This window comes from Microbulbifer maximicatervae (SeqCode), assembly GCF_056232625.1.
This window is the reverse complement of the sequence record NZ_CP174324.1, coordinates 1542218-1563438: the sequence shown is the minus strand read 5'-3', so window position 1 is coordinate 1563438 and position 21221 is coordinate 1542218. Positions and strand designations below refer to the sequence as shown.

Sequence of the window (21221 nt, the reverse complement as noted above, 5' to 3'; positions counted from 1 at the left end):
TGGTTGCTGGTGGCAGGCCTCAAAATGGTCAAATCAGGCTGCGCACCATTTTGAAATGGGGAATTCCCGCTTCGTAAAACACGTCGCCTTCCACCTCAAACCCAGCCTGCAAGTAAAACCCCTCAGCATGTTGCTGTGCATGTAAATGGACTTGCTGAAAGTTTTGTTCCTTCGCCCGCTCACAGATGGCCTGCAATAGCTGGGCCCCGATGCCGCACCCACGTGAAGACTTCTGCACAGCCATACGACCAATCTTTCCGCCTTGGGTGAGGCGTCCGGTGGCAACCGGAGTTGTTTCGCGGTAGGCGAGGAAGTGCTGGGATGTCTCCTCTTGATCATCCCATTCCAGGTCTGCGGGTACCTGTTGTTCCTGCACAAAAACGGCCTCGCGTATTGAGCGAATTGCGTCCCGGTCAGTGTCCCAATCGGCTAGGCGTATAGCTACTGGCATCTCAGAAATCCTTAGGAGGGTAGATCAGGGTGCCCTGTGCAACCAGCTGATCGAGAATGCCGCTGTCTTCGGCAATTTCCGGGAAGGCTTCGATATCATCCCATGATATTTCATGGGATTCAGCAAACTGCTCGGCAAATGCCAGGGGGCAGGGGAAGGCTTCACCATCAACAAATAAAGTGGCTGGCTCGCGGCAAAAGGCGGTGCGGGAAGCGGGATTTAAAACCAGTTGTGCTCCCTGGGGCATTTGTTCGCGCCAGTCTGCAGCGTCGTCAGCGTCCAGGGCGACAGTATCCGGGTATTTCGCTTCGGTCATAATCGCGCCAAACCACTGGGCGATTTTCGCCGGCTGCTGCAGCCATTCGCCGAGTTGTTGTTGCAGGCGGGCAACAGAGGCGGGGTCAATTTCCGCTGGGTTTTTCGCCACTTCAGCACGGGCATCGGTGTAACGCTGGCTGTCCGGCAAATCCATAGCAACTTCAGCGGCGAGATCTTCGAGGATCGCTGCGGCGGAAGGGGCGCGGAAACCAATAGAGATCGTGGTGCACCCACCTTCGGCTATTCCCCAATGGCTGTATTGGGGCGGCAAGTAGAGCATATCGCCGGGCTCTAGTACCCAGCTATTTTCTGCTTCGAATTCTTTCAGGATATTGAGGGGCGTTCCTTCCAGGCGGGGATTGCTTTCATCCACTTTGGGGCCTTGCTGCCACAAGCGTTTGCCTTCGGCTTGGAGAAGAAACACATCGTAGTGATCGTAGTGGGGGCCAACGCTGCCCTTATCGGCGGCGTAACTGATCATCACATCATCCAGACGCCAGTCGGGGATAAAGCGGAAGAAATCTTTTAGTTCAGCAATTTCTGACATCCACTGATCGACAGCTTGTACCAGCAGGGTCCAGTGGGTTTTAGGGAGGGAGAGAAAATCTTCTTCAGTGAATGGACCTGTGCGCAGCTCCCAGGGGCCGCTTTCACCATTTTCCAATACCAAGCGAGACTCGACCGCTTCCTCCAGGGCCATACCTGCGAGTTCTTCACCCGAGATGGGTGATTCAAAGTTGGCGAAAGCATTGCGTATCAGCAGGGGTTTCTGCTGCCAGTATTCACGCATAAAAACTTCGATGGGCATGTCGCCAAGATGGGTAAGGGGGCTGGCCACGGTAACTCTCACTGTCAGAAGGCTGGGGTTGTATCTGGATATTCTGAGGTTCGAAAACTATCCAGCGTACTTTTGTATTTCTTAAAAGATGACCAGCCGCACTGGGTGCGGCTGGTAGCTGGGCTCGGTTAAATTTTGCGAGCCTGTTCTACGGCATTACCGATATAGGATGCCGGAGTCATTTCCAGCAGATCGCCTTTGGCTTCTGCGGGAATCTCCAGGTTTTCGATAAATACTTTCAGGGTTTCACGGGTGATGCCCTGGCCACGGGTAAGGGCCTTCAGTTTTTCGTAAGGCTCTTCAATGTTGTAGCGACGCATAACCGTTTGGATCGGCTCTGCCAATACTTCCCATGAATTATCCAGGTCTTCCGCCAGGCGCTCGCGGTTGATTTCCAGTTTGCCCAGGCCTTTCATGGTGGCGGCATAGGCAATGGCGGAGTAGCCCGCACCCACCCCCATATTGCGCAGCACGGTGGAGTCTGTCAGGTCGCGCTGCCAGCGGGATACTGGAAGTTTGGCGGCCAGGTGCTGGAATACGGCGTTGGCGATACCCAGGTTGCCTTCGGAGTTTTCGAAGTCAATGGGGTTAACTTTGTGCGGCATGGTGGAGGAGCCAACTTCACCGGCTACGACTTTTTGCTTGAAGTAACCCAGGGAGATGTAGCCCCATACATCGCGGTCAAAATCGATCAGGATGGTGTTAAAGCGGGCAACAGCGTCGAACAGCTCAGCAATGTAGTCGTGGGGCTCGATCTGGGTGGTGTAGGGGTTCCAGCTAAGACCGAGAGAAGAAATGAATTCTTCAGCATTTTGCTCCCAATCGATATTGGGATAGGCGGACAGGTGAGCGTTGTAATTACCTACCGCACCGTTAATTTTACCTAGCAGCGGTACCGCTTTAATCTGGGCTACCTGGCGGCGCAGACGCGCGGCCACGTTGGCAAGTTCTTTACCAACAGTAGACGGGCTGGCAGTCTGGCCGTGAGTACGGGACAGCATGGGTACATCGGCAAAGTCCTGGGCCAGGCCTGCGATAGCGTCAATCAGGGCTTCCATCGCAGGCAACATGACGTTGTCGCGGCCGGCGCGAAGCATCAGGGCGTGGGACAGGTTATTGATGTCCTCAGAGGTGCAGGCAAAGTGTACGAATTCACTCACTTTTGCCAGCTGGGCATTGCTGCTGATTTTATCCTTGAGGAAGTATTCAACCGCTTTTACATCGTGGTTCGTGGTGCGCTCGATTTCCTTGATGCGCTCAGCATCTTCCAGGGAGAAGTCGGCCACAATGCTGTCGAGCAGCTTGTTGGCAGCTTCGTCGAACTGCTCAACTTCGGCGATCTCTTTATGTGCGGAAAGTTTTTGCAGCCAGCGTACTTCCACTTCAACGCGGGCGCGGATCAGGCCGTATTCACTGAAAATTTCACGCAGGGGGGCAGTCTTGCTCTCGTAGCGACCATCAATAGGGGATACCGCTGTGAGTGCGGAAAGCTCAACTGTCATAGTAAATCTCCGGGATTAGTGTTCTATAGATTCGATATGTGCGATCAATTCGTTGGTCGCATTCAAAAGCTTTTTGCGCTGGAACAGAAGGTGCAGGCGACGCCCACCCAGCTGTCGCCATAGGGTTGCCGAGCGGATGCCGGCAAATAGCATGGAGCGAATTTGATTGGCAATACGCTGCTGTTGCAGGTAATTGAAGTCACCCAGTACTTGAATCCGGAAACGGAAGGTACCTAGCGTATCGCTGTAGATACTGGCGAGGTTGGAAAATACATTCTCGTGAGTCAGTTCGAAGTGCTCTGCTTGAGTCTTGGCCTTATCCAATCGGCTGCCAATGATTGATAGCAGGTCATTATTCTTGCTGAGTTGTCGCTGCAGGTAGATCACCGAGAGGGCGTAGCGTAGACCGTCGGTATATTCCGGGTGTTGCCGGGTCTTTAGTATTTGCTGCGATACTTTTAAGCCGGGCAGCAGCTTGTCTGCACCGGCGAATATATCTTCAGTGCGATCAGGGTTTAGTTGGAAGAGGCTATATACCCCGGTTTCCAGCTGTTCCTGCGGTGCAGAGCCTGTTTTGGCCAGGCGCTCCACCAGTGTTGCGGATTGGAATATTCCTGCCAGTGCCAGTGCCTGATCCCGCCAGTTATTCAAAATTACTCCTTAATCTTTCTTGTATTTTTCCGGTACTGCGGCGCCAACTCCCGTGGCTTTCTCGATCACCGCACCACCGAGACAGGTTTCTCCATCGTACAGTACCAGAGATTGTCCCGGTGTGATTGCGCGTTGTGGCTCGTTGAACTCTACAACCAAATCGCCATTGTCCTGCAGGTGCACGGTGCAATCCTGATCTGGTTGGCGATAGCGGGTCTTGGCCTGGCAGCGGAAAGTTTTGCCCGGTGCTGCGCCATTTATCCAGTGGGTCTGTGTTGCTTCCAGCCCCGTTGCATAAAGCAGGGGGTGGTGTGCACCCTGGGTCACAATCAAGACATTGCGCTCCAGGTTTTTTCCGACAACATACCAGGGCTGTTCGCCTGCACCTTTGACGCCGCCAATACCGAGCCCCTGGCGCTGGCCAATGGTGTGGTACATCAGGCCCGCGTGGCGCCCCATGACTTCACCCTCTGGGGTTTCCATATCGCCGGGCTGGGCGGGCAGGTACTGCTCGAGGAAATCCTTGAAGCGGCGCTCGCCGATAAAGCAGATGCCGGTGCTGTCTTTCTTGTTGTGGGTGATAAAGCCGTTTTCTTCAGCGATACGGCGAACCTCGGGCTTCTCCAGCTCTCCTAGAGGAAAGAGTGAGCGGGCAAATTCGGCTTCTCCCACCGCGTGCAGGAAGTAGCTCTGGTCTTTGTTACCGTCGAGGCCCTTCAATAAATAGGTGCGGCCATCGATATCGCGGCGACGGGTATAGTGCCCGGTGGCTATTGCATCGGCACCCAGCACTTCGGCGTACTCAAGAAAGACCTTAAATTTTATTTCCCGGTTACACAGGATGTCCGGGTTGGGAGTGCGCCCGGCTTTATACTCTGCCAGGAAGTACTCAAATACGTGATCCCAGTACTCCGCAGCAAAGTTGGCGGTGTGCAACTTGATGCCCAATTTCTCACAAACTGCCTGGGCATCAGCCAGGTCTGCCTTGGCGGTACAGTATTCTGTGCCGTCGTCTTCATCCCAGTTTTTCATAAACAGGCCTTCCACTTGATAGCCCTGCTGGATCAGCAGGTGTGCGGCTACAGAGGAATCCACACCGCCGGACATACCGACGATGACGCGCTTTGGCTGTTTGTTGTGGGTGGAATCAGGCATAAGAAGGACAGTCACTACTTCACTGGTATGAAAGGGGGGCGAATTTTACCTGCGAACGCCCCATTTGACCAAGACCGCTTTGATCTTCCGTTATAGATTATCGCTTTCGGCGCGGTCGATTGCGGTTGTTTGCCGGCTTTGTTCGGGGCTTGGGAGCACTAAAAACCTCCTCCGTTCGATACTCGCCAGGCTTTAATGAGTCGAGCTTCCAGCTGCCTATCGCCACCCGGATTAGCCGCAGGGTAGGGAAGCCTACCGCCGCAGTCATCCGCCTTACCTGGCGATTCCGCCCCTCAGAGATAGTCAGCTCCAGCCAGCTGGTTGGGATCGATTTGCGTTCGCGAATTGGCGGCGTGCGGGGCCAGGGCTCCATATCAGGCAGGCGCTTGGCCTTGGCAGGTGCGGTTCGGCCATCCTTCAGGTCGACCCCTTGCCTGAGCATATAAAGGGCATCATCAGTAATTTCACCCTCCACCTGGGCCCAATAGGTTTTGGGTATTTTCCGCTTGGGGTGACTGATTTGATGTTGTAGCGCTCCATCATCAGTCAGTAGTAGTAATCCTTCAGAATCGTAGTCCAGGCGGCCCGCCGCATAGAATCCCTTGTGCTGGATAAAGTTAGCCAAAGTGGCGCGATCCTGATCATCTGTAAATTGGCTTAATACGCCAAAAGGCTTGTTGAGGAGAATAATCTTTGCCATAAGAAAAATTGAGTATTGTAATCCAACTACAAAAATTAGCCGAGGCTGCTATAATCCCGCCGTTTTTCATCCCCGCCCTAAGGTCCCGGGGGAGCGGTGCAAGCAACGCTGGACCTAAAAAGTCATAGAATTTTGGGAGTTTACGCAATATGGGTCATATCCAAGTGCCGGCAGACGGCGAAAAAGTTACAGTCAATTCCGACGGTTCGCTGAATGTTCCGAATCGCCCGGTTATTCCTTTCATCGAGGGTGACGGCATCGGTGTGGATATCACCCCGGTAATGCGCAAGGTGATCGACGCGTCTGTAGAAAAAGCTTTCGGCGGCGAAAAGAAAATCGAGTGGATGGAAATCTACTGCGGTGAGAAAGCGGCAGAGACTTACGCTGGCGACTGGTTCCCGGCTGAAACTCTGGAAGCGATCAAAGACTACGTTGTTAGCATCAAAGGCCCCCTGACCACTCCAGTAGGCGGCGGCTTCCGTTCCCTGAACGTAGCCCTGCGTCAGGAGCTGGATCTGTACGTATGTCAGCGCCCGGTGCGCTGGTTCAGCGGTGTACCTTCTCCGGTTAAAGAGCCGAACAAGGTAGACATGGTTATCTTCCGTGAAAACTCCGAAGATATCTACGCTGGTATCGAGTGGAAAGCTGACACTGACGAAGCTAAGAAAGTTATCAAGTTCCTGCAGGACGAGATGGGTGTTAAGAAGATCCGTTTCCCTGAGAACTGTGGTATCGGTGTTAAGCCGGTTTCTGCAGAAGGTACCAAGCGTCTCGTGCGCAAGGCTATCCAGTACGCTGTGGACCAGGATCGCGATTCTGTAACCTTGGTACACAAAGGCAACATCATGAAGTTCACCGAAGGTGCCTTTGCTGATTGGGGTTACGAGCTGGCTCGCGACGAGTTTGGCGCTCAGCCGCTGGACGGCGGTCCTTGGCACAGCTTCAAGAACCCGAAGACTGGCAAGGAAATCGTTGTTAAGGACGTAATTGCTGACGCTATGCTGCAGCAGATCCTGCTGCGTCCGGCTGAGTACGACGTAATTGCTACCCTGAACCTGAACGGCGACTACCTGTCTGACGCACTGGCTGCACAGGTTGGTGGTATCGGTATCGCTCCGGGCGCAAACCTGTCCGACGACGTTGCCCTGTTCGAAGCAACCCACGGTACTGCGCCTAAGTACGCTGGCCAGGACAAGGTTAACCCGGGCTCCCTGATTCTTTCTGCTGAGATGATGCTGCGTCACCTGGGCTGGAACGAAGCTGCTGACCTGGTAATCAAGGGTATGGAAGGGGCTATCGAAGCCAAAACCGTAACCTACGATTTCGAGCGTCTGATGGACGGTGCTGAGCTGAAGTCCTGTTCTGCGTTTGGTGACGAAGTTATCAAGCACATGGCTTAAGCTACATCCGTGAGGCCGGGCTGGCTTTAAGTTGGCCCGAGCCCCATGAAAAAAGCCCTTCACATTGGTGAAGGGCTTTTTTATTGTCTGTTTGCTGGGCTCGCTTAGCCGACAGCTTCCGCTTCCTTCTCCCTCGACTTTTCTGTGTGTACTGCATCAGATTCGCTTTTGCTCGAAGTGTTGGGTGAAGTGGTTTCGGAGGTCAATGCGGAGATATTTGCAGCGTGGTAGCCCTTGTCTCCTCGAATAATATCGAAGGTGACTTGCTGGCCGGCCTTCAGGGTTCGGTAGCCTTCCATCTGAATTGCGGAATAGTGCGCGAACAGATCCTCCCCTCCCTCATCTGCAAGAATAAACCCATATCCCTTAGCGTTGTTGAACCACTTTACAGTACCGGTAGGCATAACGATTCCCTCTAATTGCCTGAGTGGCCCCTGGCCACCTTACAGAGTTTTTATATTTATTTGACCTGCTGGTTAGTCGGCTGCGATCCTATCTGCGACTAACGTTTGATGTAACGGTCACTACCTCTTGTAGTCAACGGCTGGGGGATTGTCAAGGTTCCCCGCTGACCGCTGTGTCAAAGGTCAAATAAGGTTACAATGTCACGTCATTGAAGGTTGCATTGGGTGCAATTTTCAGGCTCGATAGAATTCATTGATAATTGTTATGAGTACTTCGCGAATCATTAAACTAAGCTCCAGTGACTCCGATGGAGACAACCCGTACTTCGATGATTTCGATGGTGGGTTGGCCCTTGAGGAGGCGCCGCCGCAGCTGAAGCGGCCGCCGATGTATAAAGTCGTTATGCTCAATGATGACTACACCCCCATGGATTTTGTTGTTGAGACTTTGGAGTTGTTTTTTTCAGTAAACCGGGAGCGCGCCACACAGTTAATGTTGCAGGTTCACACACGGGGAAAAGCAGTGTGTGGTGTCTATACTCGGGATATAGCGGAGACAAAGGCCGCACAGGTCAATCAGTTCGCTCAAGAGAATGAGCATCCCCTGTTATGTGAAATTGAAGCGGACGAAAGCAAAGAGGATTGATTCTGACAAAAACTGCTTTGAACAAAGGGTCCCGTCACCTGAAGGGAATCAGCCAGGATATAAACGCCGGCGAAGGGTGCGCGCCTACCAGCGGAGTCGGCGGGAAATATTGGCGATTAGGGTTTGAGGTTTAGATGCTCAGCAAGGACTTAGAGGTAACGCTTAATCTAGCGTTCAAAGGTGCTCGAGCGAAACGGCATGAATTCATGACCGTTGAGCACCTATTGCTGGCGCTCTTGGATAACGAATCCGCAGCAGATGTTCTACATGCGTGCGGGGCGGATTTAAGTGCATTGCGCCGTGAACTCCTGGAGTTTGTGGACTCCACAACACCGTTGATCCCGGAGGCCGATACAGATCGAGAAACCCAGCCGACATTGGGTTTCCAGAGGGTCCTGCAGAGGGCCGTATTCCATGTCCAGTCATCCGGTAAAAAGGAAGTTACAGGGGCTAATGTCCTGGTCGCCATTTTCTGTGAGCAGGAGAGCCAGGCTGTTTACTACTTGAAGCAGCAGAGTGTTGCCCGGATAGACGTAGTTAACTACATCACCCACGGAATTTCCCGCGTTGGCTCCAGTGGTAATAATCACCATCACGGTTCCGATACTACGCCTGAGCAGGTAGATGAGGAAATTAGTGGGGGCGCTGAGCCAGGTGGTTCCGACCCCCTGGAAAGCTATGCCACCAACCTCAATCAAGAGGCAATTCTTGGTCGTATTGATCCGCTTGTGGGGCGTGCACCTGAGGTGGAGCGTGTCACGCAGGTTCTCGCTCGTCGCCGCAAGAACAATCCACTGTTGGTGGGTGAGTCCGGTGTCGGCAAGACGGCAATTGCTGAGGGCTTGGCACGGCGTATTGTCGATGAGGATATCCCCGAACCTTTGAAGGAGAGCACTATTTACTCTCTGGATCTCGGCTCCCTGTTGGCGGGAACCAAGTATCGCGGTGATTTTGAGAAGCGCTTTAAGGCGCTGCTGGCGGAGCTCAAGAAGCGTGAGCACGCCGTACTGTTTATTGATGAGATCCACACCATCATCGGGGCCGGCGCCGCTTCAGGAGGCGTCATGGATGCCTCCAACCTGCTTAAGCCGCTACTTTCCAGCGGTCAATTGCGCTGCATAGGCTCCACTACTTTTACTGAATATCGCGGTATCTTTGAAAAAGATCGCGCGCTGTCGCGCCGTTTTCAAAAGATCGATGTCAGTGAGCCCTCAGTGGAAGAGACCGTGCAAATATTGCAGGGGCTCAGAAGCTGCTTTGAGGATCACCACAAGGTCCGCTTTACCGATGGAGCTTTGGATGCTGCTGCGCAGCTATCCAGTCGTCACATCACCGAGCGATTCCTCCCAGATAAGGCCATTGATGTAATCGATGAGGCGGGAGCCTACCAATCTTTGCTGCCTGAAGAGGACCGCAAAGAGGTTATTGGGGTCTGTGAAATTGAGATGGTTATCGCCAAGATGGCGAGAATACCTGCCAAGAGCGTGTCTGCTTCTGACAAGGAGCAGTTATCACGCCTGGATGACAATCTCAAAATGGTGGTGTTTGGGCAGGACAGCGCGATTGATGCCCTGGGTACGGCGATTAAGCTGAGTCGCGCCGGCCTGGGCTCTGAAGAGAAACCCATCGGCTCCTTCCTGTTTTCGGGCCCCACCGGAGTCGGCAAGACAGAGCTCTGCCGCCAGTTGGCGAAGGTGATGGGTATCGAGCTGATTCGTTTCGATATGTCTGAGTATATGGAGCGCCATACGGTTTCCCGCCTGATCGGCGCGCCCCCTGGGTATGTAGGTTTTGACCAGGGTGGTTTACTGACAGACTCGGTTACCAAGCACCCTCACAGTGTTGTGTTGCTCGATGAAATTGAGAAAGCACACCCCGAAGTATTCAATCTGCTTTTGCAGGTGATGGATCACGGTACTCTAACTGATAACAACGGCCGCAAAGCGGACTTCCGCAATGTCATCCTGATTATGACAACCAATGCGGGCGCTGAGGTGATGAGCCGCCGTTCAATCGGTTTCTCCCATCAAGATCACTCCACCGATGGAATGGAGGAGATCAAGAAGATGTTTACCCCGGAGTTCCGCAATCGCCTCGATAATATTATTCAATTCCGTTCTCTGCCTCTGGATGTCGTGAAGACGGTGGTGGATAAGTTTATCGTTGAGTTGCAGGCCCAGTTGGATGACTCCAAGGTGACACTGGTTGTTGATGACGAGGCTCGAGAGTGGCTGGCGGTGCGGGGTTATGACGAGAAGATGGGTGCGAGGCCTATGTCCCGTCTGATTCGCGACAAGCTGCGCAAGCCTTTGGCAGAAGCCGTGCTCTTTGGTGAGTTGGCAGAAGAGGGTGGGCGTGTTTGCGTCACCATTGAAGATGATGAGCTGGCGATTAAAACGGCGGTGCCCGCCTAAAGTTAAATTAGCTTCAGTCAAGCAATAAAAAAGCCACCAAGAGGTGGCTTTTTTATTTCAGGTCAAATTGCCTTGCGGAATTTGGCCTCTGAGCGAATTAGCGCGCGCGGTACGTAATGCGGCCCTTGCTCAGGTCGTATGGAGTCAGCTCCACTTTCACCTTGTCGCCGGTGAGAATGCGAATGTAGTTTTTACGCATCTTTCCAGAGATATGCGCAATTACCACGTGTCCGTTTTCCAGCTTTACGCGGAAAGTGGTGTTCGGCAGGGTGTCGATCACCTCGCCTTCCATTTCAATATAATCGTCTTTTGCCATGCGGCAGCAACCTTACAATAACTTGATCAGACCTTTACCCCGGAGGCTCTTTGGCCTAGCCGCGGCTTGACGGGCGAGCATTTTGCACGAAAAGGCAAGATAGAGCAAAGGGAGAGTGTGTTGAACTAGAGCGATTTAAGGCTCCAGCGGTTTTCTTTTAACATTTCGATGGGGCGAAATTGGCTTTTATAGGCCATTTTGTGGCACTTCTCAATCCAGTACCCCAGGTAGAGATTAGGTAGTCCCAAGCGCCGGGCCCATTCGATCTGATAGAGGATGCAGTAACTGCCCAGGCTCCGTTTATCCTCATCGGGATCGAAGAAAGTATAGATGGCCGATAACCCGGCAGTCAGGATATCTGTTACCGCCACTGCCACCAACTTGCCGCGGGCTCTCAGCTCAATATAGCGAGTAGACCCCCAAGCCTGACTCAGGAAGCTGCGGTATTGTTCCCGGCTGGGCGGGTACATCTCCCCATCGGCGTGGCGCTGCTCGATATAGCGGGCGTAGAGTTCGTAATGCTCATCTGTATCGATGGACTCGATATGGAATATGTCCAGGTCCTTGTTGCGCTTCCAGCAGCGTCTCTGGTTGCGGTCGGGGACAAACAGGCTCACAGGTACGCGAGCCGGTATACAGGCGCGACAGGTCGCGCACTGGGGGCGATAGAGGTAGGCACCACTGCGCCGGAATCCCAGCTCTGACAGGCGGTTGTACAGACGCTGATCCACTTCTGTTTGTGGATCGACAAACACCGTTGTTGCCTCCCGATCCGGCAGGTAACCGCAGGGGTGGGGCAGGGTGGCCAGTAGGCGCACTGAATCCAGCTGAGAGTATTTACCCATAAGTCCACGAAAGCTTCCAGGGCTGCGGGAAAGGCGGCTGCTTAACGCCGTCTGCCAGCAGTTGTTCGAAATCCTTACGACACATTTCCACCGCCCCAAGGCTGCTGAGATGAGGATTGCTCACCTGGCAGTCGATCAGTGGGCAGCCCCACAATTCTAATTGCCGAACGAGGTGGACAAAAGCGACTTTTGAAGCGTCTGTCTCCCGGTGAAACATCGACTCCCCAAAGAACACTCGCCCCAGCGCAATACCATAGAGTCCGCCAACGAGTCGACCGTCGCGCCAAACCTCCACAGAGTGGGCAAATCCCTGATGGTGCATGTCGATATAGGCGTCGCACATCTCATCGGTGATCCATGTGCCGGTTTCATCCGCCCGGGGGGCACGGCAGGCCTCAATTACCTCGGCAAAGGCTTGGTCGAAGGTGACCGAAAAGGTTCCTCGGCGCAATACTTTGCGCAAAGTGCGGCCAATACGAAAGTTTTGCGGGATAACCACGCAGCGAGGGGAGGGGCTCCACCACAAGATCGGCTGGTCATCTGAATACCAGGGGAAGACCCCTCTTTGATAGGCTTCAACCAGCCACTCGGGAGTCAGATCTCCTCCGGCTGCCAGCAAGCCATTGGGGTCATCCAGTGCGAATTCAGTTGGGGGAAAGTCTACAACGGTGTGGTCGAGCCACATCAGGCGGCTTTGGGTGTTCCCTGCCACGATCTGACTCCTGTCGGTAGAGGGGGATACCGGGCAGAAAAGCTCTGCCCGGGGATTTGACTTACTTCTCGGCGTCGAGGAAGCGCTCGGCGTCCAGGGCGGCCATACAGCCGGTACCCGCAGAAGTTACCGCCTGGCGGTAAATATGGTCGGATACGTCACCTGCGGCAAATACACCGGGAACAGAAGTCTGGGTGGCATTGCCGTTCAGGCCGCTCTCCACAATGAGGTAACCACCATTCATTTCAAGCTGGCCTTCAAAGATACCGGTATTCGGTTTGTGACCGATAGCAATAAACACACCGGAAACGTCCAGCTCTGTAGTGGTGTCGTCCTGGGTGTTGCGTAGGCGCAGCCCAGTTACACCGTTGTCGTCACCGAGCACTTCGTCCAGGGTGTTGTGCCAGCAGACATTGATATTGCCGTTTTCCACTTTATCCATCAGGCGGTCCTGAAGGATTTTTTCTGCGCGAAGCTCGTCGCGGCGGTGAATCAGGGTCACTTCACTGGCGATATTGGAGAGGTACAGGGCCTCTTCTACGGCGGTGTTGCCACCACCGACAACAGCAACTTTCTGGTCGCGATAGAAGAATCCGTCACAGGTCGCACAGGCGCTGACACCGCGCCCCTGGAAGGCTTCCTCAGAAGGTAGGCCCAGGTACTGAGCTGAGGCGCCAGTGGCGATAATCAGCGAGTCACAGGTGTAAGTTTCGTTACCTTTCAAGGTGAAAGGGCGCTGTTTCAGATCAACAGATTCGATGTGATCGAAGATGATTTCTGTCTCGAAGCGCTCTGCGTGCTGCTGCATTTGCACCATCAGGTCCGGACCTTGAAGCTCCGGAATGCCGCCCGGCCAGTTCTCGACTTCAGTGGTGGTGGTCAGCTGCCCACCCTGTTGCATACCCGTGATAACAACCGGGTTCAGGTTTGCCCGTGCAGCGTAGATAGCCGCGGTGTAGCCGGCTGGGCCTGAGCCTAGGATGATCAGTCGATGATGGTTATTGCTCATGAAGTACTCTTTAAAACTCTCAATTTGCGAAGTTTACCCAATGGGCTGGGAGTCCATATGCCCGTCCATTTTTTGATCAGGCGAGACTATTAAATTGGGCGATATAATAGGCGATATTTACCATTCGGCGAAATAGTTTGCCTTAATTTGTTCGATTGATCGTACCTATTCAACTCTCTTTGACCTTGCTAGAGGTTTGGCTCAAATCGGAGTTTGCGCCATAGTTGGCCGTAAGAGCTGGAAAAATGTAAAAAAGTTCCAATCTAACGCAGCTGCTGCTGGCACTGCTAGGGGGAGAATGGGGTGTCACAAATTAGAATTACGGATTGTTAGATGTATTGAGTGTGTGAGCGTCATAGGGGCCAGTGACTTCGAGTAAGTGCCCAAACCCCAGTGGGTTGAGGATCGTTATGCGCTACAAAAGAAAGTTCATACCCTTAAACCTGAAGCGAGAGCAGTTGGGGCACCCTAAAACTTTTCTGACCCTTAGTGAGGAGGCCCAGGCTTTCGTAGCCGAAATTATCGACGATAGTTATTCGTTGCGTTTTTCCATTGATCTGGAGCCCGATGGCGATCACCGGGCGAGCTTACATGGCCCACCCCACCTGCTGGATCTATTTACCGCGCTCAACTTGCAAATGCGCTGTGAAATTGTCTCTGATGGATATGGTGATACAGGAGGTGGGGCGGTTACTTGCGCGGGTGAGCCAGAAGAGCTCGAGAAGTTTGCTATGGCGCTGGGCCTCAGCAATGGTTGTCGAGTTCTCGACTTGATGTGTGGCAGGGGAGTCCTGAGTAGCTACCTGCTTAAGTTTGCCAAAGCTCATGGGGTTATTATTCAATGTAGCTTGTGCGATTCCCACCCTTCGCAGCTTGAAAACCTTGACCCAAATATTCAATTGCTAGCTGCCGATATCACTATAGGTGATGGAAGAAACTTGCCATATCCCAGTGAATTATTTGATGCTGTGGCAATCAGAATGGGCCTGCACGAAGTGCCTTATAAAGATCAGCCCCTGGTTCTCCAGGAGTGTTATCGGGTTTTGAAGCCGGGAGGTCCGCTGTTGGTTTGGGACTTGATGCCGGCGTCTGCCGGGGTCCAAGATTTACTGTGTGCCCAAAAGCGAAAGCTGTCAGCGCTGACACACCGTGAATCGTTGCTCTTGGATCGGTTCTTTTTGCGGGAAGACCAGTTGTTACAATTACTCAGCGATGCAGGCTTTTCGCAAGCAGAGCGGGTATCCAGAACCTATTACCGGGATAGTACTCAAGACAAATTAAAAACAGAGTTGGGCGGGGATCAATACAAATTGGAAATTCTGAATAGTTACCTCCGCGAGAGAGTTACCCAGGCGATTATTGATGAGGTTTGCTGGGAGGATTCAGGGCAAGATATCTCGATGATGATTCCAAATTGCATCTATCGCACGTACAAACCGATAAATTTAGAAGAGAATACTGGCTAGGAAGCGCTCCAGGTTTTTCGATACTGCCGCCAAACAACAAAAAACTACTTGGTGTCAGGGATCGTAAGGCGCAATCTGAAAGCGTAGATTGTAAAATAGCCTGATTGATTTGCTTTCTTCTGTAAGCAATACAGAATTTTGTCAGGCGGCATGGGGATTCAGGTCCCAGGTAGACACCGCCAAGTTCATGTGGACATAAAAAGTACAGCATTATTGAGGTAAGCCATTGAAGGCCGAAAGCGCAACTGAAAAAAGCCCTGCAGAGAGCAATGCATTGCCAGACTCATTGATCGCCCGACTCGTTCGCGAGGGGGCCCTGATCAGTTTGCTGGCTGGTGCCCTGTTGCTCGCCATTAGCCTGTTAAGCTTTAGCGCAGAAGATCCGGGCTGGTCGCAAACTGGCAGTACCCAACAAGTGCACAATGCCATTGGGCCAGCCGGTGCTTGGCTGGCAGATGTGTGTTTGTCTTTGCTCGGATGGATGGCTTACCTGTTCCCCTTGCTGATTGGTCTGCGGGCCTATCACATTCTTCGCGATCGCAATGCCCGCTTCCATTTGCCGCTATTTGCTTTGAGAGTATTTGGCTTGCTGCTTGTTCTTGTCAGCGGGGCGGCAATGGCGACTCTTTGTTTTGATCCCGCAGAAAACCCGTTGCCGTTTACCAACGGAGGCATCATCGGCAGTGCGATGGCGTCTGCCCTGGGTTCTAGCCTCGGCTATGTAGGGGCAACCATTTTACTGCTGGCGATATTTGCTATCGGTGTCACTGTTTTTACAGGTTTGTCGTGGCTCAAATTGGCAGAGGCAATCGGCAAGAATGTGCTCGGCTTTTTTGCCTTACTGGGCAGTTTCTATCAACGCTGGCGCCAAAAGCGCAATGAGCGGAGGGTGGCCAGAGAGGCGATCGTCGTGCGCAAGGCCGCTGTGGAGGAAGAGAAACAGCGAGTTGCCAAACGAATTCCCCCAAAGATTGAGCCCACTGCCCCCAAGCCGAAGCAGAGTCCTCGGGCAGCAAAGGAAAAACAGCGAGAGCTTTTCAAGAGTGGCCCGGTTACTGGAACCCTGCCGCCGCTGGGTCTTCTCGATCCAGCAGATCAAAACAAGAAGGCCGGCTTCTCCCGGGAATCCCTGGAAGCGCTGTCACGCCTGTTGGAACTTAAGCTGAAAGACTTCGGCGTTGTTGCCGAAGTGGTATCTGTGCTGCCGGGACCGGTAGTAACCCGCTTTGAAATTCAGCCTGCTCCCGGTGTAAAGGTGAGCAAGATTTCCAATCTGGCAAAAGACCTGGCGCGCTCACTGGCGGTGATCAGTGTGCGTGTGGTCGAGGTAATCCCAGGCAAATCGGTAGTGGGTATTGAAATCCCTAACGAAAATCGACAGATGGTGCGCCTCAGTGAAGTGTTGTCGGCAGATGTTTACGATAATGCCAAATCGCCGCTGACTCTGGCGCTCGGTCACGATATTTCCGGTCAGCCAGTGGTGGCCGATCTGGCCAAGATGCCTCACTTACTGGTAGCGGGTACCACCGGTTCGGGTAAATCCGTGGGTATCAACGTTATGTTGTTGAGCCTGCTGTACAAATCCACGCCCGATGAGGTCCGCCTGATTCTGGTGGACCCAAAAATGCTGGAGCTCTCTGTGTACGAGGGCATTCCGCATTTGTTGACCCCGGTCATCACCGATATGAACGATGCCGCCAATGGTTTGCGTTGGTGTGTTGGAGAAATGGAACGCCGTTACAAGTTGATGGCGGCAATGGGGGTGAGAAACCTCGCAGGCTTTAATCGCAAAGTGAAAGAAGCGGAAGAGGCCGGGGAGCCGCTGATCGATCCTATCTGGCAGCCAGATCCCGCCTCCAGCGTGCCGGAAGATGAACAAACCGCACCGGCCCTGAAAGCACTGCCTGCCATTGTTGTCGTGATTGATGAATTTGCCGACATGATGATGATCGTCGGTAAAAAGGTTGAACAGCTGATCGCGCGAATCGCACAAAAAGCCCGTGCAGCTGGGATCCACTTACTGCTTGCAACTCAGCGTCCGTCGGTGGATGTTATTACCGGCTTGATTAAAGCTAACGTACCTACTCGAATCGGTTTCCAGGTTTCGTCCAAGGTGGACTCCCGCACAATCCTCGACCAGGGCGGCGCGGAGCAGCTGCTCGGTCATGGTGACATGTTGTACTTACCGCCTGGAAGTGGTGTTCCCGTTCGTGTCCACGGCGCTTTTGTCGACGATCACGAAGTGCATAAAGTTGTCGCGGATTGGGGCCGTCGCGGTGAGCCTGATTATATCGATGGTATTGTCGACGATAGTAATAACAGTATTCCCGTGCCTGGATTACAGTCTGAAGGCGGTGAGGATGAAGACCCTGAAGCCGATGCGCTCTACGACGAAGCCGTAGCTTTCGTCACTAAATCCCGCAAGGCGTCAATTTCCTCTGTGCAGCGTCAGCTGCGGATTGGTTACAATCGCGCGGCTCGAATTATTGACGCCATGGAGGCTGCTGGGGTGATATCTGCGGCGGGCCACAACGGCAATCGAGAGGTGCTGGCACCGCCGCCAGCCTGATAGGAGTTTGGCCCTTGGAGCAGTGGCGGGTTAAGCCACTGTTCACTTAGTCGGGGTTAATCTTTAAGGAAATCAATACGTTGGGACTCCACTATGAAAAGAATTCTGCAGGGTCTGCTGCTTTCAATCAGTGTTACCGCCAGCGCGGCCTGGGCTGATGCCACCGATGACCTGAGCGATTTACTCAAGCCGTTGGAGGCGATTTCGGGTAATTTCAAACAGACATTGATCGACGAGCGCGGTGAGGTCACACAGAAGAGCAATGGTAGCTTTTCTGTGCAGCGCCCGGGCAAATTGCGCTGGAAAACCGGTGAGCCTTACCCCCAGTTACTGGTGACAAACAACAAGACGCTCTGGCTGTACGATCCGGATCTGGAGCAGGTGACAGTTCGCCCAGTGGATGCCCGTATTAAGGATACCCCAGCCCTATTGCTGGGGGGCAAAGTAGAGGAAATTCGGGGCTCGTTTAATGTGAGCCAGAAAGAAGGGGTTTATCACCTGACCCCCAAGAACCCCTCGGCCCCTTTTAAAGCCATGGAAATTCGATTTGCCAAAAATGGCTTGCCGTCGGCAATGACCGTGCGCGATGGTATGGGACAAACCACTGAAATTCAGTTCAGTGGTATGGAGGCGAATCCAAAACTATCCGCTTCTATATTTGATTTTAAGCCCCCGGCCGGTACTGACATTATTAAAGATGAGTGATCTGTTCGATACTCCCAAAACCCACCAACCCCTCGCGGCCCGTATGCGACCGAATTCCCTGGCCCACTATGTGGGCCAGTCGCATTTATTGGGGGAGGGCAAACCTCTGCGGGAGGCCGTAGAGCGCGGCCAGCTGCACTCTATGATTTTGTGGGGCCCTCCCGGTGTGGGTAAAACCACTTTTGCGCGGTTGCTAGCAGAAGAGTGCGATGCTCGATTTGCCACACTGTCTGCGGTACTCGCCGGAGTGAAAGATATTCGTCAGGCGGTGGCCGAAGCTGAGCAGCACCGGATACAGTCGGGCCGACACACTATTTTATTTGTCGATGAAGTGCATCGATTTAATAAGGCTCAGCAGGATGCCTTCCTTCCCTACGTGGAGGAGGGCACTGTGACTTTTGTCGGGGCGACTACGGAGAACCCGGCTTTTGAGTTGAACAATGCGCTCCTGTCCCGGTGTCGGGTCTATCTTTTGCGCAGTATTCCCGAAGAGGAGTTGTTGGGGTTGCTGCGCTACGCCCTGCAAACCGACCAGCAATTGCGCGAGCGGAGCGTCAACATTCCCGAAGAAGTGTTGGGTAAGATTGCCCGGGCTGCCGATGGGGATGCCCGCAGTGCTTTGAACTTGCTGGAAGTGGCCTGCGATCTGGCCAAAGAGGAGGCTGGGCGACTGATTGTCGATGAAGACGTGCTCGCCGAGGTGCTCAGTGCCGATGTTCGCCGTTTTGATAAAGGCGGCGATTATTTTTACGATCAAATTTCCGCCATGCATAAATCAGTGCGGGGGTCTGACCCGGATGCGGCGCTCTACTGGTTTGTGCGGATGCTGGATGGAGGCTGCGATCCGTTATATATCGCTCGCCGTGTCGTACGTATGGCCAGTGAAGATATCGGCAATGCGGACCCGAGGGCTTTGCAGTTGTCGCTGAATGCCTGGGATGTGCAGGAGCGCTTGGGGAGCCCCGAGGGCGAGCTGGCAATTGCCCAAGCCATTACTTACCTGGCGGTTGCGGCAAAAAGCAATGCAGTTTACTCCGCTTACAATCGTGCCGTGGCGGATGTTCGTCGCGAGCCCAGTTACGAAGTGCCAGTGCATTTGCGCAATGCCCCTACCAAACTGGCAAAAAGCCTGTCCCACGGTGCGGAGTATCGCTACGCCCACGACGAACCCGATGCTTTTGCTGCGGGAGAGAATTACTTCCCCGAAGAGATTGCTGAGCGCGAGTACTACCAGCCGGTTCCCCGAGGGCTGGAGTTAAAAATTTCAGAAAAATTGCAGACTCTGCGCCGACTGAATCGCGAGAGTGACAGGCAGCGTTACAGAAACTCTAAATAGATAGAAAGGAAGCAGCTAAATGCAGTGGCTGGCAGTCGCCCTGGGCGGCGCACTTGGGGCAGTTCTTCGCCACCTGGTGAGTATCTGGAGCTTTCCGGTATTTGAGGGTCGGTTTCCGCTAGGAACCATCATTGTCAATTTAACAGGCTCTTTTTTGATCGGTATTGTTTATGTACTGATCGCTCACCGCGCCATGTTGGGGGAGGAATGGCGTCTACTGTTGATGACCGGCATGTTTGGCGCACTGACAACCTTTTCCACTTTCTCCCTCGAAAGCCTGATACTGTGGCACAATGGCCAGCCGCTGGTGGCCCTTGGCTATATTGTCGGCAGCCTTGTTGGTTGTTTGTTGGCCACCGCTGCTGCTGTCGCTTTGGCGACACGGTATTTTTAATTTAACTTCTCTGTTGTAGGAGCCTGATAACAGGCGAACTGGAAACGATGCTCGATCCCAAACTGATTCGCACGGATATGGACCAGGTGGCCGCTGCCCTGAAAAAGCGCGGTGTAGAACTGGATACTGCCAAACTTGAAGCCCTTGAAGAACGCCGCAAAGAATTGCAGGTGCGCACCGAGAGTTTGCAAAACGAGCGCAATAGCAAGTCGAAAAATATCGGCCGTGCCAAGGCGAATGGTGAAGATATTGCCCCGCTTTTGAAAGAAGTGGAGTCCCTCGGTGGCGAGTTGCAAGATGCCAAACATGCACTGACAGAATTGCAGGGAGAGCTGGATGCAATCTTGTCTGCGATTCCCAACTTGCCGGATGCCTCAGTGCCCGAAGGCGAGAGTGAAGACGATAATGTAGAGGTTCGCCGCTGGGGCCAGCCGCGTACTTTTGACTTTGAAGTTAAAGACCATGTAGACCTGGGCACACACCTTGGTGGCCTCGACTTCGAGATGGCAGTGAAGCTCACTGGCTCCCGCTTTGCGGTAATGAGCGGTGATGTTGCGCGTCTGCATCGCGCGTTGGCACAGTTTATGCTGGATACTCACACTGAAGAGCATGGTTACCAGGAAACCAATGTGCCGGTTGTTGTGAATGCTGATTCCCTGTACGGCACTTCCCAGCTGCCTAAATTTGAGGAAGACCTGTTTAAGCTCGAAGATGATCGTGGTTTCTACCTGATCCCGACTGCGGAAGTGCCCCTCACCAATATGTATCGCGATCATATTGTTGAAGACAGTGCTAGCCTGCCGCATAAATTGGTTGCTCACACTACCTGCTTCCGCTCTGAAGCTGGCTCTCACGGCCGCGACACTCGTGGCATGATTCGCCAGCACCAGTTTGAAAAGGTAGAACTGGTTTGGGTGGCGCGCCCGGATCAGTCTGAAGAGGCATTGGAAACCCTGACGCAAAATGCTGAGACCATTTTGCAGAAGCTGAACCTGCCATACCGCACAGTGATTCTCTGCGGTGGCGATATCGGTTTCTCTGCTCGAAAGACATACGATATTGAAGTTTGGATTCCGTCCCAGGATAAGTACCGCGAGATATCCTCTTGCTCCCTGGTAGGTGACTTCCAGGCGCGCCGAATGAAGGCACGCTGGCGCAACCCGGAAACCAATAAGCCCGAATTGGTGCATACACTGAATGGCTCCGGCCTTGCCGTGGGTCGTACCCTCATCGCTGTTCTGGAAAATTACCAGCGCGAGGATGGCAGTATAGAGGTGCCTGAAGTATTGCGGCCCTATATGCGAGGCCAGGAAGTGATCTCAGCTTCCTGAGCGTAGCACTCCAAAAGGGCGAGCGTAGAGTTCGCCCTTTTTTGTTTGTAGTCATGAGT

At 53.4% G+C, this 21221-nt stretch carries 20 protein-coding genes; 9 read left to right on the top strand and 11 right to left on the bottom strand.

All coding sequences use genetic code 11. The annotated features are described in order from the left end of the window. Window positions 1-28: 28 nt before the first annotated feature. The 6 genes from ACJJI6_RS06755 to ACJJI6_RS06730 all read right to left on the bottom strand — a co-directional run bounded on the left by ACJJI6_RS06755 (window position 29) and on the right by ACJJI6_RS06730 (window position 5615). Window positions 29-451: a GNAT family N-acetyltransferase gene (locus ACJJI6_RS06755; RefSeq protein WP_444897519.1), complete on the bottom strand. Its 423-nt coding sequence runs from the start codon at window positions 449-451 to the stop codon at window positions 29-31. 1 nt (window position 452) lies between these two features. Continuing rightward, on the bottom strand, window positions 453-1607 hold the full coding sequence (locus tag ACJJI6_RS06750; RefSeq protein ID WP_475712903.1) for a JmjC domain-containing protein: 1155 nt from the start codon (window positions 1605-1607) through the stop codon (window positions 453-455). Window positions 1608-1735: 128 nt separating this feature from the next. Continuing rightward, window positions 1736-3109, bottom strand: coding sequence for an adenylosuccinate lyase (gene purB / locus ACJJI6_RS06745; protein ID WP_475712902.1), 1374 nt, complete (start codon window positions 3107-3109; stop codon window positions 1736-1738). Window positions 3110-3124: 15 nt separating this feature from the next. Continuing rightward, complete coding sequence (gene hflD / locus ACJJI6_RS06740) at window positions 3125-3763, bottom strand: high frequency lysogenization protein HflD (protein WP_413665869.1); 639 nt, start codon at window positions 3761-3763, stop codon at window positions 3125-3127. Between the two features lie 6 nt (window positions 3764-3769). Next, window positions 3770-4915, bottom strand: coding sequence for a tRNA 2-thiouridine(34) synthase MnmA (gene mnmA / locus ACJJI6_RS06735; protein ID WP_444897516.1), 1146 nt, complete (start codon window positions 4913-4915; stop codon window positions 3770-3772). Between the two features lie 97 nt (window positions 4916-5012). Further along, window positions 5013-5615 carry a pseudouridine synthase gene (locus ACJJI6_RS06730; RefSeq protein WP_444897515.1) on the bottom strand — a complete coding sequence of 201 codons (603 nt, stop codon included), beginning with the start codon at window positions 5613-5615 and terminating at the stop codon, window positions 5013-5015. Between the two features lie 149 nt (window positions 5616-5764). On the opposite strand from ACJJI6_RS06730, the gene icd reads away from it, so the two are divergent. After that, window positions 5765-7015: an NADP-dependent isocitrate dehydrogenase gene (gene icd / locus ACJJI6_RS06725; protein WP_020415259.1), complete on the top strand. Its 1251-nt coding sequence runs from the start codon at window positions 5765-5767 to the stop codon at window positions 7013-7015. 104 nt (window positions 7016-7119) lie between these two features. Here icd and cspD read toward each other — a convergent pair whose 3' ends face one another. Continuing rightward, window positions 7120-7419, bottom strand: a complete 300-nt coding sequence (gene cspD / locus ACJJI6_RS06720) for a cold shock domain-containing protein CspD (RefSeq protein WP_413662225.1) — start codon at window positions 7417-7419, stop codon at window positions 7120-7122. A 265-nt stretch (window positions 7420-7684) separates the two neighbouring features. On the opposite strand from cspD, the gene clpS reads away from it, so the two are divergent. After that, on the top strand, window positions 7685-8065 hold the full coding sequence (clpS, locus tag ACJJI6_RS06715; protein ID WP_413662224.1) for an ATP-dependent Clp protease adapter ClpS: 381 nt from the start codon (window positions 7685-7687) through the stop codon (window positions 8063-8065). Between the two features lie 134 nt (window positions 8066-8199). Continuing rightward, complete coding sequence (clpA, locus tag ACJJI6_RS06710) at window positions 8200-10479, top strand: ATP-dependent Clp protease ATP-binding subunit ClpA (protein WP_475712901.1); 2280 nt, start codon at window positions 8200-8202, stop codon at window positions 10477-10479. A gap of 97 nt (window positions 10480-10576) precedes the next feature. Here clpA and infA read toward each other — a convergent pair whose 3' ends face one another. The 4 genes from infA to trxB form a co-directional block, all read right to left on the bottom strand. Further along, the gene (infA, locus tag ACJJI6_RS06705) at window positions 10577-10795 is read right to left on the bottom strand and encodes a translation initiation factor IF-1 (protein WP_010130378.1); all 219 of its coding nucleotides are present in this window, start codon (window positions 10793-10795) and stop codon (window positions 10577-10579) included. Window positions 10796-10920: 125 nt separating this feature from the next. Next, complete coding sequence (locus ACJJI6_RS06700) at window positions 10921-11640, bottom strand: arginyltransferase (RefSeq protein ID WP_413662222.1); 720 nt, start codon at window positions 11638-11640, stop codon at window positions 10921-10923. Continuing rightward, entirely contained in the window at window positions 11633-12325 is a 693-nt protein-coding gene (aat, locus tag ACJJI6_RS06695) for a leucyl/phenylalanyl-tRNA--protein transferase (RefSeq protein WP_475713440.1), read from the bottom strand. The genes ACJJI6_RS06700 and aat overlap by 8 nt, the downstream gene beginning before the upstream one ends. 88 nt (window positions 12326-12413) lie before the next feature. Next, window positions 12414-13361 (bottom strand): thioredoxin-disulfide reductase, encoded by a 948-nt coding sequence (gene trxB, locus ACJJI6_RS06690; protein ID WP_282933072.1) that lies wholly within the window; start codon window positions 13359-13361, stop codon window positions 12414-12416. Between the two features lie 410 nt (window positions 13362-13771). Here trxB and ACJJI6_RS06685 point away from each other — a divergent pair, with 410 nt between their 5' ends. From ACJJI6_RS06685 to serS, 6 genes are all read left to right on the top strand, one after another. Further along, a complete protein-coding gene (locus tag ACJJI6_RS06685) occupies window positions 13772-14827 on the top strand; it encodes a methyltransferase domain-containing protein (protein ID WP_475712900.1) in 1056 nt (351 codons plus the stop codon). A 226-nt stretch (window positions 14828-15053) separates the two neighbouring features. Then, window positions 15054-17396 (top strand): DNA translocase FtsK, encoded by a 2343-nt coding sequence (locus tag ACJJI6_RS06680; protein WP_444897513.1) that lies wholly within the window; start codon window positions 15054-15056, stop codon window positions 17394-17396. A gap of 93 nt (window positions 17397-17489) precedes the next feature. Continuing rightward, window positions 17490-18101, top strand: coding sequence for an outer membrane lipoprotein periplasmic chaperone LolA (lolA, locus tag ACJJI6_RS06675; protein WP_282933069.1), 612 nt, complete (start codon window positions 17490-17492; stop codon window positions 18099-18101). Further along, window positions 18094-19437, top strand: a complete 1344-nt coding sequence (locus ACJJI6_RS06670) for a replication-associated recombination protein A (protein WP_413662219.1) — start codon at window positions 18094-18096, stop codon at window positions 19435-19437. The genes lolA and ACJJI6_RS06670 overlap by 8 nt, the downstream gene beginning before the upstream one ends. 19 nt (window positions 19438-19456) lie before the next feature. Then, window positions 19457-19831, top strand: a complete 375-nt coding sequence (gene crcB / locus ACJJI6_RS06665; protein WP_282933067.1) for a fluoride efflux transporter CrcB — start codon at window positions 19457-19459, stop codon at window positions 19829-19831. A 47-nt stretch (window positions 19832-19878) separates the two neighbouring features. Next, window positions 19879-21162 carry a serine--tRNA ligase gene (gene serS / locus ACJJI6_RS06660; RefSeq protein WP_282933066.1) on the top strand — a complete coding sequence of 428 codons (1284 nt, stop codon included), beginning with the start codon at window positions 19879-19881 and terminating at the stop codon, window positions 21160-21162. Window positions 21163-21221 lie beyond the last annotated feature (59 nt).